We start from the raw sequence: 13,701 nt of genomic DNA, 5'->3' as shown, positions 1-13,701 counted from the left end.
GTTAGTTCGAAATCAAGGGGCGGTGTGAGCGATTCGACCCACGATACGCATCTCGCCGCCGACCCCTACCGCGCGCTCGCGACGCTTCATGGCGCTGGCCGCGGCAGCCTTACCGACGCGGTTGCACAAGCGTTGCGCGCCGCTATCGTCAGCCTCGCGATGGAGCCCGGCATGATGATCGACAAGCTCGCGATCTGCGAACGCATGGGCGTCTCGCGCTTTCCCGTGTCGGCCGCGCTCGCGAAGCTCGCGGCGGCGGGGCTCGTCGAAGTCTTGCCGCAGCGCGGCACGCGCGTCATGCCGATCGTGATGCACGACATCCGCCAGCATCTTTTCATTCGCAGCGCGCTCGAAGTGGAGACCGTCCGCATGCTCGCGAGCGCTGACCGCGATTCCTCTGATGACACGCTCGACACGCTGGAGGCCAATCTCGCGAGGCAGCGCGAGGTGGTCGCAGCGGGGCTGCGCCCGGAATTTCACACGCTCGATCTCGGCTTTCACGAGATCCTGCTCGACGCCATCGGGCTGCCGCGCGTGAAGGAGATCGTCGCGGTCTCGCGCAGTGCGCTCGACCGCGCGCGGCGCCTGATGGCGAGCCCGGAGCGTCACGCGAACACGCTGCTGGAGCACGAGCGCATCGTCGATGCAATCCGCGCAGGCGATGCGGATGCCGCCGCGCAGGCGATGCATCGTCACCTCGATGAAGTGGTCGCCGAGTTGCGGCGCTTTGCTGGCGAAAGACCCGATCTGTTCAAGGAGTAAGACGCGAAACAAAAGGCTCAATGCAGTCAACTCGGTGTGGAGGAGACAAACAAATGAAGCTGCTAAAACTGGCAAGCGCGGCCGCGATACTGGCGGCCGCGGGCATGGTCGCGACCGGTGCGCGGGCCGCGGAAGACTTCAAGGGCGTGACGGTCAACGTGATGACCTTCGCCGGCCCGCAGATCGCGGAACCGCTGCAACGCCGCGCGCCCGAATTCGAAAAGCTGACGGGCGCGAAGGTCAACATCCAGACGGTGCCGTTCTCCGACCTCTATCAGAAGCTGCTGACCGACTGGGCTTCCGGATCGAACTCGGTCGATGCGGCGGTGTTCGCGCCGCAATGGATGGTCGACTATACGAAGGGCAGTTTTCTCGAAGACCTCTCGGGGCGCATCGCCAACGACGCAGCGCTCAAGGAGAACGACGTGATGCCGTTCTTTAGCGACTTCTCGCAGAAGTTCAATGGCAAGACGTATCTGGTTGCGCTCGACGGCGACTTCCAGATGGTCTACTACCGCACCGACATCCTCAAGCAGCTCGGCAAGCAGCCGCCTAAGACCTGGGACGACTATCTCGACATCGCTAAGGCTGCGAACGGCAAGACCTTCGGCGGCGACGGCAAGCCGGTCGCGGGTTCGTGCATTTCGAAGAAACGCAACGCGCAAGCCTACTGGGCGATCATCTCGATCGCGGGCGGCTATCTCCAGTCGAAGGGCACGGCGCAGGGCGCGTTCTTCGACCCGCGCGATTTCAAGCCGCTCGTGAACAACGACGCCTTCAAGGCCGCGCTCAAAGTGCTGAAGGAATCGACGAACTATGGTCCGCAGAACGAGATCAACCTCGACGTCGGCGATACGCGCAGCGCATTCATCTCGGGGCACTGCGCGCTGACGCTCGACTGGGGCGACGTCGGCGTGCTCGCGATCGATCCGAAGCAGTCGAAGGTGATCGACAAGGTCGGCGCCGTGATCTTGCCCGGCTCGACGAAGGTGCTGAACCGCGACACCGGCAAGCTCGTGGCGTGCGACACGAGCACGTGCCCCTACGCGGTCGATGGCGTGAATCACGCGCCGTTTGCGGCGTTCGGCGGATGGTCGGGCGGCATCAACGCTAAGGCTAAGCCGAAGGTCAAGGAAGCGGCCTATGCGTTCCTCTCGTTCATGAGCCAGCCGGCCCAGTCGAACGTGGACGTGACGATCGGCGCGAGCGGCTTCAATCCGTATCGACGCTCGCAGTTCACCGACATGGCGATGTGGAAGAAGGCGGGCATGAGCGATACGGCGGCGGGTTCCTATCTCGGCGCGATCAAGACGAGCCTCGAAAGCCCGAACATGGTCATCGACTTGCGCATCCCGCAGAACCAGCGCTATGAACAGGTCGTGCTCGACACGGCGGTCGCGCGCTTTCTCGCGGGCGAACTCGACGCGGATGCCACGATGAAGGCCATCGAAAGCGGCTGGAACGAAATCACCGACGACCTCGGCAAGGACGGCCAGTTGCGCGCCTACAAGGCGTCGATCGGGGCGAAGTAGCGACTACGGGAGGCCCGCTTCGATGCAATCTTCGTCGCATGCTTCATCGGCTGAGACGCCGCGTCACGCATGGCGGCGCTCGTCGGTCTCGAACTGGCTCGACCGGCAGGCGCCGTATGTGTTCGTGTTGCCGACGGTGCTCGTCATCCTCGGCTTCTCGATCTTTCCGCTCGTGACCTCCGCCTATCTCTCGCTGATGCGCTTCGGGATCGGCGAGGGCGGGTACGAGCTGTCGTTCGTCGGCTTGCGCAACTACGTACGGCTCTTCAGTGGCACGCAGCAGTTCCACTTCGTCGGCGTGTTCCGGCCGCCCGGCGTCGTGAGCATGGCGGTGACGCTCGCAGCTTTGCTTGCGACCGCCTGGTGGCTCGTGCGCTATCTGCGCGGTACGCGGCGCTCGGTCACGGGCTTCGCCGGGCGGTCGATCCTGGCCGTGACCTTCGTGGCGATCGTATGGCTCGCGATCAAAACGACGGGCAGGGGCGGCGCGCTCGGCAGCCTGATGGTGACGCTCTTCTACGTGGTGCTCGGCGTGGTGCTGCAGTTTCTGATCGGGCTCGGGCTTGCGTATCTCTGCACGTTGCCGCTCAAAGGCGGCCGCTTCTTTCGCCTGCTGTTCTTCCTGCCGCTGATGGTGACGCCCGTGGGCATCGCGTACATGTTCCGCATGATGGCCGACACGTCGGTCGGGCCGCTCGCGCCGCTCTGGTCGCTGCTCGGCCTCGGCCAGATCGCGTGGGCGGCGGACCCGTGGCTCGCGAGAATCGTGGTCGTGATCGGCGATACGTGGCAATGGGTGCCGTTCATGTTCCTCGTGCTGCTCGCGGCGCTCGAAGGCACCTCGCGCGACCAGATCGAGGCGGCACAACTCGACGGTGCATCGGGCTGGCGCATCTTCCGCGACGTCACCTGGCCGTCGATCGCGCCGGTTGCGGCGAGCGCCGTGCTGATACGGCTTATCGAAGCATTCAAGATCGTCGATCTGCCGAACGTGCTGACCAACGGCGGCCCCGGCATCGCGACGGAATCGATGACCCTGCACGCGTTCATCGAATGGCGCACGCTCAATCTGGGCGGCGCGTCGGCGGTGGCCTACATGCTGTTCTTCATTTCGACGATCGCCTGCGTGTCGTTCTTTCAACTCGTCGTGAGACGCGCGCGAGGGCAGCGCTCATGAACGCATTCAAGCGTCTTTTCGTACGCGCGCGCATCGACGAGATGCCGCCGGGCGCGCGCCTCGTCGCCTATGCGCTGCTCGCACTGTGGTCGCTCGTCGTGTTGTTTCCGCTCTACTGGATGGCGATCACGTCGTTCAAGCTGCCTGTCGACGTGTCGAGCGGTCCCGCGTATCTGCCCTTCGTCGACTTCAAGCCGAGCCTCGACGCGTGGCACTACATCTTCGTCGACCTCGGGCCCGACACGTTCCGGCCGTACCTGAACTCGCTGATCGTCGCGACGTGCGGCACGGCAGCGGCGGTCTTCTTCGGGTCGATGGCGGCGTATGCGCTCGCGCGCATCGAGTACCGGCCGCCCGTCGCGGCGGTCGGCCTGGGCGCGCTGCTGATCGCCGCGCTGGTGGCGGCGGTCGGCTGGGGCGGCGTGGATCTGCGCATCGCGGCAGCCGCTGCGCTCGCGCTCTTCTTCCTGCTGCTGCGCCCGCTGATCCGTCGCGCGCGAAGGCATCTCGGCAACGAAGACATCCTCTTCTGGATCGTTTCGCAGCGCATCCTGCCGCCGGTGGTCACGGTGATCCCGATCTATCTCACCTTCAAGAGCGTCGGCCTGCTCGACACGCATCTCGCGCTCATCATCACCTACGCGACCGCGAACGTGCCGATCGTCGTGTGGCTGATGTTCGATTTCTTCGACGGCGTGCCGAAGGAAATCGAAGAGAGCGCGCAGATCGACGGCGCAACGCGCTTCGCCATTCTGTTCGGCATCGTGCTGCCGCTCGTCGCGCCGGGCCTCGTGGCGACGAGCCTGCTCGTGTTGATCCTCTCGTGGAACGAGTACCTGTTCGCGCTTTTCCTCACGACGGCCAACGCGCAGACGATGCCGCTCTTGGTGGCCGCGCAGAACGCGACGCGCGGTCCGCAATGGTGGAACATGTCGGTGCTGATTCTGATCATGATCCTGCCGGTGATGCTGCTGACGCTCACGTTGCAGCGCTTTATCGTCAAGGGCATTCTCGTGGGAGCGGTCAAGGGATGACGGACATGCAGATGCCCGCGCAAGACGCGCGGCTCGGCCAGATCGCGGCGGGCCAGCATTCGAAGAGCGTCTCGCTGCGCAACGTCGGCAAGACGTTCGGCGACACGCGCGTGCTGCGCGATCTCACGCTCGACGTGCACGCGGGCGAGTTCCTCGTGCTGCTCGGCGAATCGGGCTGCGGCAAGACCACCGCGTTGCGGATTATCGCGGGGCTGGAGTCGGCGACCGAGGGCACCGTGCATGTCGGCGACAAGGACGTAACGCAGCAGTTGCCGCGCGACCGCGATGTGGCGATGGTGTTCCAGTCCTATGCGCTCTATCCGCACAAGACAGTGTTCGAGAACATCGCGTATCCGCTCTTGGTGAGAAAACGCCCGAAGACCGAGATCGATGCCGCCGTGCGCGAAGTGGCGGCGAGCGTGCAGCTCGAACCGTTGCTCGCGCGCTATCCGCGCCAGTTGTCGGGCGGCCAGCGGCAACGCGTTGCGCTCGCGCGCGCGATCATCAGAAGGCCCGCCGCGTTCCTGATGGACGAACCGCTATCGAATCTCGACGCGAAGCTGCGCGGACACATGCGCGCGGAACTGAAGCACATGCAGCACCAGCTCGACATCACGACGATCTACGTCACGCACGACCAGATCGAGGCGATGACGCTCGCGCATCGCGTCGCGCTGATCGACAAGGGCGTGTTGCAGCAGCTCGATACGCCCGCGCGCATCTATTCCGATCCGGCCAACCTGTTCGTTGCGGGTTTCATCGGTTCGCCGCCGATGAACTTCCTGCGCGGCACGCTTGCAGATCATCGCTTCGAAGCGCCAGGCCTCGCGCTCGGTGCAAGCGTCACGCAAAAGGGCGAAGCGACGCTCGGCGTGCGCCCGGAGGAATGCACGCTCGTGGCCGCGTCCGATGGAGAATTGAAAGGGCGCATCTACTCGGTCGAACTGATCGGCGACCATTCGCTCGTTACGATGAATGTCGGCGCGCAGCAGGTGGTCGTGAAGGTCTCGAACATGTTTGCAGGCGAGATCGGCAGCGAGGCGGGCGTGCGCGTGAACCGCGAGCGCGTCTATTTCTTCGACCAGGCTTCGGGCGAACGCATCCGCTCCTGAATGGGACTATATTGAAAGAGCAGGACTATGGTCCGCGCGTCCTGCAAGGAGGGACGACATGCGGCGCATCTATTTTCTTTTGCCCGACGTGAAGAGCGCGAAGGGCATCATCGACGAACTGCTGCTCAAGCGGGTCGAGTGGCGTCACATTCACGTGCTCGCGCGGCCACATACGCCGCTCGAAGACCTGCCGCAAGCGACGCTCGCGCAACGCAGCGACCTGCTCTATGCGCTTGGACGCGGCACGGCCGCGGGCGGCGTGACGGGCATGCTGGCGGGTCTCGTCGCGATGGCGTTTCCGCCGGCCGGGCTCACCATCGCCGGCGGCGCGGTGGTTTGCATGGCGCTCGCGAGCGCAGGCTTCGGCGCATGGACCGCAACGATGATCGGCGTCGACGTGCCGAACACGCGGCTCAAACGCTTCGAGAAGGCGATCGAGAACGGCGAGTTGCTGATGATGGTGGACGTGCCGAAGGATCGGGTCGAAGAGATCGAGGAACTCGTGAAGAGCCACCATCCCGAAGCGGACGTCGAGGGCACGGACCCGACGATTCCCGCCTTTCCGTGAATTCAGGCCGCGCGCTTCGCGCGGCTTTTTTCTGATGCGCTAAGATCACTTGCCGGTATGCGAAGCACGCGCATTGACGCGCCGCCGAATTTCCCCGAGATGCTTTAAAAAAAGCGAAAAAATCGCGAAGATTCGAATTAACGATGGTTTTTAACCGAGGATCGAAAATCGATGCGCCGAGTAGTGTTCAATCAAAAGGGTGGGGTCGGAAAATCCACCATCGTCTGTAATCTGGCCGCGATCAGTGCGTCGCAAGGGTTGCGCACGCTCGTGATCGACCTCGATCCGCAAGGCAATTCCAGCCAGTATCTGCTCGGTGCGAAGGCACAGGATGCGCAGCCGAATCTCGCCAGTTTCTTCGAATCGGCGCTGAGTTACAGTTTCCGCGAGCCGGATTTCAATTCGTTCATCCATTCGACACCATTCGACAATCTCGACATTGTTCCGTCACATCCGGGCCTCGATGCGCTGATGGGAAAACTCGAATCGCGTTACAAAATATATAAGCTGCGCGATGCGCTGAAAGGCCTGCAGAACTACGACGCCGTTTATATCGACACGCCGCCCGCGCTCAATTTCTTTACGCGTTCGGCGCTGATCGCGGTCGAGCGCTGCCTGATTCCATTCGATTGCGACGATTTCTCCCGCCGCGCGCTCTATTCCGTGCTCGAAAACGTGCAGGAGATTCGCCACGACCATAATCCCGGGCTCGCCGTCGAGGGCATCGTAATCAATCAGTTCCAGCCGCGCGCGAGCCTGCCCCAGCAACTCGTCGACGAATTGCGCGGCGAAGACCTGCCGGTGCTGAACTCGCACTTGTCGCTCTCGGTGAAGATTCGCGAGAGCCATCAGCACGCCCGGCCGATGATCTACCTCGAACCGCGTCACAAGCTCGCGCAGGAATATCTCGCGCTGCATAACGAACTCAACGCATAGGGCCGGGTGGGCGCACGACGCGCGCCCTGACGCATGACCTACATCCTGCTCGCCAATGCCGTGCTTATCGCGCATCTGGCGTTCGTCGCGTTCGTGACGTTCGGCGGCTTGCTCGTGCTGCGCCACCGGCGCTTCGCATGGCTTCACTTGCCGGCGCTCGCATGGGGCATCGCGGTGGAACTCGCAGGCCGGGTCTGCCCGCTGACGCCGCTCGAAAACCGTCTGTTGAAACTGGGCGGCGAAGCGGGTTACGCGGGCGGCTTCATCGAGCATCTCATCGGACGCGTGCTCTATCCCGGCGACCTCACGCCGATGCTCCGCTATGGGCTCGCATTCGTGCTGACCGCCGTGAACGTGGCGATTTATGCGGTCGTGATCGCGCGCCGCCGCAACGGGCGCTGAAGGTCAACTCTTGCGGGTAGTCTTCGCGACGAAGTGCGTCGGCGCGTGCTGCACCTTTTCGCTTCCGCACTTCGGACAGCGCAGATGAATCGTTGCGTGCTCGGCGAGATGTTCTGCGTGCTCGAACGTTTCGCCGCACTGCTCGCATCGATACTGATAGGTCGGCATGACTCGTCTCCAACACCGGGCCGCGAGGCAGGCCCGGCTATCAACCATTCTAGCCCGCCGTGCGATGCACGAACGGTGTTTCCGGCGTCGGAAAGCCCGCCTGCTTGAACGTCTCGGCAATCGCGCGATTGGTGTCGAAGTAGACCTGCCAGTAGTGTTCCGTCGTGGTGTAGGGACGCACGCAGAGCAGCGGGCCTTCGGGCGTGAACGAGAGGATCTCGACATCCGGTGCGGGGCTCTCGGCCACGTTCGGTATCTGCGCGACCGCCGCCTTCAGCCGTGCGATGGCGTCGAGCGGATCGACACCGTTCGCGATCTTCGCGGTCAGTTCGACACGCCGGTTAGGCAGCAGGCTGTAGTTCCAGATCGTGTCGGAGAAGACCTTGTTGTTGCCGACGATGGTCGCCACGTTGTCGGGCGTCGTGATCATCGTGCCGAAGAGGCCGAGTTCCATGACCGTGCCGGTCACGCCGCCCGCCGTGACGAAGTCGCCGACCTTGAACGGCCGCAGCACCTGCATGAAGATGCCCGCCGCGAAGTGCGCGAGCAGGCCGCCCCACGCGACGCCGATTGCAAGTCCGAGGCCCGCGAGCAGCGCGGCGAACGAGGTCGTCTGAACGCCGAAGACCTGCAGGATCGCGAGGATCAGCAGCAGGTTCAGAAGCGCGCCGATGATCGAACCGAGGTAGTGCGCGAGCGTGGGATCGACGCGGCCGTTGCGCGCGAGCACCTTGCGCATCATGCCGATCACGACGCCGATCAGCCATCGCCCGATGATCCACAGAGCGATGGCCGCGATCACGTTGATCGCGAAGTCCACCCCACGGGTCATGATGAAAACGCGCACCGTTTCGATGTTCATATCTTTCTCGCTTGACCCGCGCCAATCGGAAAATTCTTCGCTGATGCCCTGAGATTTATAGGCGACGGGCCGCGCGACCGCAAGAACCGTGAACGGTCGGGTTCAGGTCCAGTCCGTCGGCGTGTCGTCGGGGTCGGCGAGCGTGAGACCCGCCGTCGGCAACGGCAGCGCCGTCTTGTAGCGCACCTGCTTGAGCGCGAAGCTCGACCGGATATTCGACACCCCCGGAATCTTCGTGAGCCGTTCGAGGATGAAGCGTTCCAGCGCCATCATGTCGGGCATCACCACGCGCAACAGATAGTCGGCGTCGCCCGTCATCAGGTAGCACTCCATCACCTCGGGGCGCGCGCTGATCGCTTCCTCGAAGCGACGCAACGCATCCTCGACCTGCTTTTCGAGGCTCACCTGGATGAACACGTTGATGCGCAGCCCGAGCACTTCGGGATTAAGTAACGTGACATGCTGCTTGAAGAGACCCGCCTTTTCGAGCGCACGCACGCGGTTGAAGCACGGCGTCGGCGAGAGGTTCACCGCCTGCGCTAGTTCCGCGTTGGTGATGCGCGCATTGTGCTGAAGCTGGTTGAGGATGCCGATGTCGATCCGGTCGAGACGCTGTTTGGCCGATGCCGTCATAGTCGATATATTCCGTGAAAAGCTCGGGACCAGGAATAAATACACTATCCGTGGCGTGAAGGCCAGACAAAAGAGACGCACATTCTGGCCGGCGATGGCTATGCTCTTTTGAATCTATTCGAATCGCCTTGAGCCCTTTTGCGGAGTCGCGCCATGACGGATTTAGCGAGCGGAACCAGTCAGATCATTTCCTTAGCGAAAGGTCGCGAAGATACCGATCCGCAGGAAACAGCCGAGTGGCTCGAAGCGCTGGATGCCGTCGTCAAGCATGTCGGCAAGGAACGCGCGCAGTATCTCTTCGACCGCCTCGCGGACCACGCGCGCTCCATCGGCGTGGAGTCGGCGCGCGCCCGCGTGACGCCTTATCGCAATACGATCGACGTCGCTGACCAGCCGCGCTATCCGGGCAATCTCGACATCGAAGAAAAGCTCGCGGCCGTGCTGCGCTGGAATGCGCTTGCGATGGTCGTGCGCGCGAACCGCGCGTATGGCGAACTCGGCGGGCATATCGCGAGCTACGCGTCGGCGGCCGATCTGTTCGAAGTGGGCTTCAATCACTTCTTCCGCGCGTCGGGCGAGGACGGGCAGCACGGCGACCTCGTCTACTTTCAGCCGCATTCGTCGCCGGGCGTTTATGCGCGCGCGTTCCTCGAAGGCTTTCTCGACGAAGAACATCTGCGTCACTATCGGCGCGAGATCGCGGGGCCGGGGCTGTGTTCGTATCCGCATCCGTGGCTCATGCCGGACTTCTGGCAGTTTCCGACCGGATCGATGGGCATCGGGCCGATCAACTCGATTTATCAGGCGCGCTTCATGCGCTATGTGCAGAACCGCGGGTTGCAAAAGACCGATGGTCGCAAGGTCTGGGGCTTCTTCGGCGACGGCGAAATGGACGAGCCGGAATCGATCGGCGCGCTCTCGCTTGCGGCGCGCGAACAGCTCGACAACCTCGTCTTCGTCATCAACTGCAACCTGCAACGGCTCGATGGCCCGGTGCGCAGCAACGGCCGCATCGTCGACGAACTAGAGGCGCAGTTCACGGGCGCGGGCTGGAACGTGATCAAGGTGCTGTGGGGCTCGGACTGGGACGCGCTCTTCGCACGCGACCGCACCGGCGCGCTCCTGCGCACGTTCGCGCATACCGTCGACGGCCAGTTCCAGACCTTCTCGGCCAACGACGGCCACTACAACCGCGAGCGCTTCTTCGGCCAGAACCCCGAGCTAGCCGCGCTCGCCGCGCATCTCTCCGACGACGACATCGACCGCTTGCGGCGCGGCGGCCACGACGTGCGCAAGCTGCACGCCGCGTATGCGGCCGCGCTCGCGCACGAAGGCCGCCCGACCGTGATCCTCGCGAAGACGATGAAGGGCTTCGGAATGGGCGCGGGCGGGCAAGGCCGGATGACGACGCATCAACAAAAGAAGCTCGATCTCGACGATCTGAAGGCGTTTCGCGACCGCTTCCGCCTGCCGCTTTCGGATGCGGACGTCGAGGCGGTGAAGTTTTACAAGCCCGCCGACGACAGTCCCGAGATGCGCTATCTCCATGCACGACGCGAAGCGCTCGGCGGCTATCTGCCACGGCGTCGCAAGGTGGCGTCGCAAGCGTTGACGGTGCCGCCGATGCAAAGCTGGGCGCAGTTCGCCATCGACTCGAACGGCAAGGAGATGTCGAGCACGATGGCGATCGTGCGCATGCTCGGCAGCCTGATGAAGGACGCGCAACTCGGGCCGCGCATCGTTCCGGTGGTCGCGGACGAAGCGCGCACGTTCGGCATGGCGAACCTGTTCCGTCAGGTCGGCATCTATTCGCCGCTCGGGCAACTGTACGAACCGGAAGACATGGGCTCGATGCTCTATTACCGCGAGGACACGCGCGGACAGATCCTGGAGGAGGGCATCTCGGAGGCGGGCGCCATCTCGTCGTGGATCGCGGCCGCGACGTCCTACAGCGTGCACGACCTGCCGATGCTGCCGTTCTACATCTACTACTCGATGTTCGGCTTCCAGCGTATCGGCGACATCATCTGGGCCGCCGCCGACCAGCGCGCGCGGGGCTTTCTGATCGGCGCGACGGCGGGCAAGACGACGCTCGGCGGCGAAGGATTGCAGCATCAGGACGGCAGCAGCCATCTCGTTGCATCGACGATTCCGAACTGCCGTGCCTACGATCCCGCGTTTGCCTACGAAGTCGCGGCGATCGTCGACGAAGGCATGCGCGAGATGGTCGAACGCCAGCGCGACGTGTTCTACTACATGACCGCGATGAACGAGAACTACGCTCATCCTTCGGCGCCCGGCAATCTCGACGACGCGACGCGCGCCGGCATTCTCAAGGGTCTCTATCGCCTTTCAGCGAAGGACGGCGCGCGCGTTCAACTGCTCGGCGCAGGCGCGATTCTCGGCGAGGTCATCGCCGCGCAAGCGTTGCTCGAAGCGGACTGGCACATCGCCGCCGACGTCTGGAGCGTGACGAGCTTTACCGAACTGCATCGCGATGGCGCGGCCTGCGAGCGGGACGAGCGGCTCGGCGCCGCGGCTGCCGAACCGTTCGTGACGCGCGCGCTGGCATCGACGAGCGGCCCGGTGATCGCCGCGACCGACTACGTGCGCGCGCTGCCGGAACTGATCCGCGCTTACGTGCCGCGCCGCTACGTGACGCTCGGCACCGACGGCTTCGGCCGCAGCGACACGCGGCAGTCGTTGCGCGAGTTCTTTGAAGTGGATCGCGCGTCGATCGTCATCGCGGCATTGAAGGCGCTCGCTGACGACGGCGCGATCGACGCGGCACAGGTCGCGAGCGCGCGCGAACGTTATGGCAAGCGCCCGAGCGGCGCGCCGTGGCAGCGTTAGTATCCACGCGGTGACGGCGTGCGGGCCGTCGTGGGAGATGTCGGGAGTCGGGTGAAAATCGGCTACTACGCTTGCGCCGCATCGGTGAGAATGCGGGTGCGTCGATCCGTTTTTCTCGCGGACACTGCCAGTCAGCGAGCCTCCCAAGCACGGCAATAACTCCGATGACCGAACCCGACTCCTTCAACCGCTACTCCGATGCCGAGATCGCCGCCGTCTATCGCGCGATCCGCGAGCGCCGCGACATGCGCCACTTCACCGATGCCTCGGTCCGCGCCGACCAGCTCGCGCGCCTGTTGCAGGCCGCGCATCACGCGCCAAGCGTCGGCTTCATGCAGCCGTGGCGCTTCGTGCGCGTGACCGACCGCGCGCTGCGTGTCGCGCTGCATGAAGTCGTCGAGGCGGAGCGCCGCGCGACCGCCGAGGCGCTGAACGAACGCGCCGACGAGTTCATGCGTCTCAAAGTGCAGGGCATTCTCGATTGCGGCGAAGTGGTGGTGGCGGGGCTGATGGAGCAGCGCGAGCGGCATGTCTTCGGGCGTCGCACGTTGCCGGAGATGGACCTTGCCTCGGTGGCCTGCGCGATCCAGAACCTGTGGCTCGCGGCGCGCGCGGAAGGGCTCGGCGTCGGCTGGGTGTCGCTGTTCGACGTCGACGCGGTGCGCCAGTTGCTCCACATGCCCGCCGATGCGAAGCCGGTCGCGATTCTCTGCATCGGGCACGTCGAGCGCTTCTACGACGAGCCGATGCTGCAGGCCGAAGGCTGGGCGAAGCGCGTGCCGGGCGCGCTGTGCGTCGACGAGAATCGCTGGCCCGCGCCGCTTCCGGACGTTTCGCGCTAGGGTTTCTTCAGGCGCCGCGCTTCGCTGTCGCGCCGCGCTTCGCCCAGCAGCTCGAACACCTCCTCGTCGCTCGTCTGCGAGAAGTCGAGATAGAACTGCCCGACGCCGAAATAGCTGCGCGGCCGCATCGCGCAGATGAATTCGTCGATGACCGCTTCGACACGCGACTCCGAATCGGCGGGCGCAACCGGCAGCGCGGCGACGATGCACGCGGGCTTGCGCTCGCGCAAGGCCATCGCGGCGGCTTTCATGGTGGCGCCGGTCGCCATGCCGTCGTCGACCACGATCGCGATCCGCCCTTCCACGTCGACCGGTCCGCGATCGCCCCGATACGCGCGCTCGCGCCGCGCGAGTTCGATACGCTCGCTCGCGATCACGGCGTCGAGTTCGGCCGGGCTTACGCCCGCATAGCGCACGATGCTGTCGTCCAGATAGAACGCGCCGCCCGATGCGATCGCGCCCATCGCGAGTTCCGGCTGGATCGGCACGCCGAGCTTGCGCACCACGAGCACGTCGAGATCGGCGTAGAGCGCGCGCGCCACTTCGAACGCGACCGGCACGCCGCCGCGCGGCAGGCCGAGCACGAGGACGTCGTCGCGATGCGCGTAGCCCGCGAGCAGTCCGGCGAGCACGCGGCCCGCCTCGGCGCGATTCTCATAGACCGATTCCATGCTGCGCTTCCCTCGATGATCCGGCGACACGAACGCACGCGTTCCATAGAAACCTTAGTTCGCGCGTGCGGGAAGTCAACGCGGCCGAACTTCTTCGGCGTATTTTCATTGATCAAAAGGTCATTCACCGCCGCGCGCGACCCTCTTTC

The 13,701-nt window shown here is 64.3% G+C and carries 14 protein-coding genes; 10 read left to right on the top strand and 4 right to left on the bottom strand.

The window, feature by feature from the left end; all coding sequences use genetic code 11:
• Positions 1-24 precede the first annotated feature (24 nt).
• The 8 genes from AWB66_RS07810 to AWB66_RS07775 all read left to right on the top strand — a co-directional run bounded on the left by AWB66_RS07810 (position 25) and on the right by AWB66_RS07775 (position 7,523).
• Positions 25-762 carry a GntR family transcriptional regulator gene (locus tag AWB66_RS07810; protein ID WP_087629697.1) on the top strand — a complete coding sequence of 246 codons (738 nt, stop codon included), beginning with the start codon at positions 25-27 and terminating at the stop codon, positions 760-762.
• Between the two features lie 53 nt (positions 763-815).
• Positions 816-2,294 (top strand): ABC transporter substrate-binding protein, encoded by a 1,479-nt coding sequence (locus AWB66_RS07805; protein ID WP_087629696.1) that lies wholly within the window; start codon positions 816-818, stop codon positions 2,292-2,294.
• Positions 2,295-2,316: 22 nt separating this feature from the next.
• A complete protein-coding gene (locus AWB66_RS07800) occupies positions 2,317-3,471 on the top strand; it encodes a carbohydrate ABC transporter permease (protein ID WP_087629695.1) in 1,155 nt (384 codons plus the stop codon).
• Positions 3,468-4,505, top strand: coding sequence for a carbohydrate ABC transporter permease (locus AWB66_RS07795; RefSeq protein ID WP_087629694.1), 1,038 nt, complete (start codon positions 3,468-3,470; stop codon positions 4,503-4,505). Before AWB66_RS07800 ends, AWB66_RS07795 begins: the two co-directional genes overlap by 4 nt.
• Positions 4,506-4,516: 11 nt before the next feature.
• Positions 4,517-5,617, top strand: a complete 1,101-nt coding sequence (locus AWB66_RS07790; protein ID WP_087629756.1) for an ABC transporter ATP-binding protein — start codon at positions 4,517-4,519, stop codon at positions 5,615-5,617.
• A 58-nt stretch (positions 5,618-5,675) separates the two neighbouring features.
• Positions 5,676-6,185 carry a hypothetical protein gene (locus AWB66_RS07785; RefSeq protein ID WP_062632374.1) on the top strand — a complete coding sequence of 170 codons (510 nt, stop codon included), beginning with the start codon at positions 5,676-5,678 and terminating at the stop codon, positions 6,183-6,185.
• Between the two features lie 171 nt (positions 6,186-6,356).
• Complete coding sequence (locus AWB66_RS07780) at positions 6,357-7,121, top strand: ParA family protein (RefSeq protein WP_087629693.1); 765 nt, start codon at positions 6,357-6,359, stop codon at positions 7,119-7,121.
• Between the two features lie 33 nt (positions 7,122-7,154).
• Positions 7,155-7,523 carry a DUF2784 domain-containing protein gene (locus AWB66_RS07775; protein WP_087629692.1) on the top strand — a complete coding sequence of 123 codons (369 nt, stop codon included), beginning with the start codon at positions 7,155-7,157 and terminating at the stop codon, positions 7,521-7,523.
• 3 nt (positions 7,524-7,526) lie between these two features.
• Here AWB66_RS07775 and AWB66_RS07770 read toward each other — a convergent pair whose 3' ends face one another.
• The 3 genes from AWB66_RS07770 to AWB66_RS07760 form a co-directional block, all read right to left on the bottom strand.
• On the bottom strand, positions 7,527-7,691 hold the full coding sequence (locus AWB66_RS07770; protein ID WP_062632372.1) for an FmdB family zinc ribbon protein: 165 nt from the start codon (positions 7,689-7,691) through the stop codon (positions 7,527-7,529).
• 49 nt (positions 7,692-7,740) lie between these two features.
• The gene (locus AWB66_RS07765; RefSeq protein WP_087629691.1) at positions 7,741-8,553 is read right to left on the bottom strand and encodes a mechanosensitive ion channel family protein; all 813 of its coding nucleotides are present in this window, start codon (positions 8,551-8,553) and stop codon (positions 7,741-7,743) included.
• Positions 8,554-8,655: 102 nt separating this feature from the next.
• A complete protein-coding gene (locus AWB66_RS07760; protein ID WP_087629690.1) occupies positions 8,656-9,186 on the bottom strand; it encodes an Lrp/AsnC family transcriptional regulator in 531 nt (176 codons plus the stop codon).
• A 153-nt stretch (positions 9,187-9,339) separates the two neighbouring features.
• Between AWB66_RS07760 and mdeB the strand changes: the two genes are divergently transcribed.
• Both mdeB and bluB read left to right on the top strand, forming a co-directional pair.
• Entirely contained in the window at positions 9,340-12,039 is a 2,700-nt protein-coding gene (gene mdeB, locus AWB66_RS07755; RefSeq protein ID WP_087629689.1) for an alpha-ketoglutarate dehydrogenase, read from the top strand.
• A gap of 164 nt (positions 12,040-12,203) precedes the next feature.
• Entirely contained in the window at positions 12,204-12,881 is a 678-nt protein-coding gene (bluB, locus tag AWB66_RS07750; RefSeq protein WP_087629688.1) for a 5,6-dimethylbenzimidazole synthase, read from the top strand.
• Here the strand turns inward: bluB and AWB66_RS07745 are convergent.
• Positions 12,878-13,552, bottom strand: coding sequence for a phosphoribosyltransferase (locus AWB66_RS07745; protein WP_087629687.1), 675 nt, complete (start codon positions 13,550-13,552; stop codon positions 12,878-12,880). The genes bluB and AWB66_RS07745 overlap by 4 nt on opposite strands.
• Positions 13,553-13,701: the final 149 nt, after the last annotated feature.

This window comes from Caballeronia telluris, assembly GCF_001544495.1.
Taxonomy (GTDB): Bacteria; Pseudomonadota; Gammaproteobacteria; order Burkholderiales; family Burkholderiaceae; genus Caballeronia; species Caballeronia telluris.
Note: the sequence above shows the minus strand (reverse complement) of the source record. Positions and strands in the feature narration are given on the sequence as shown.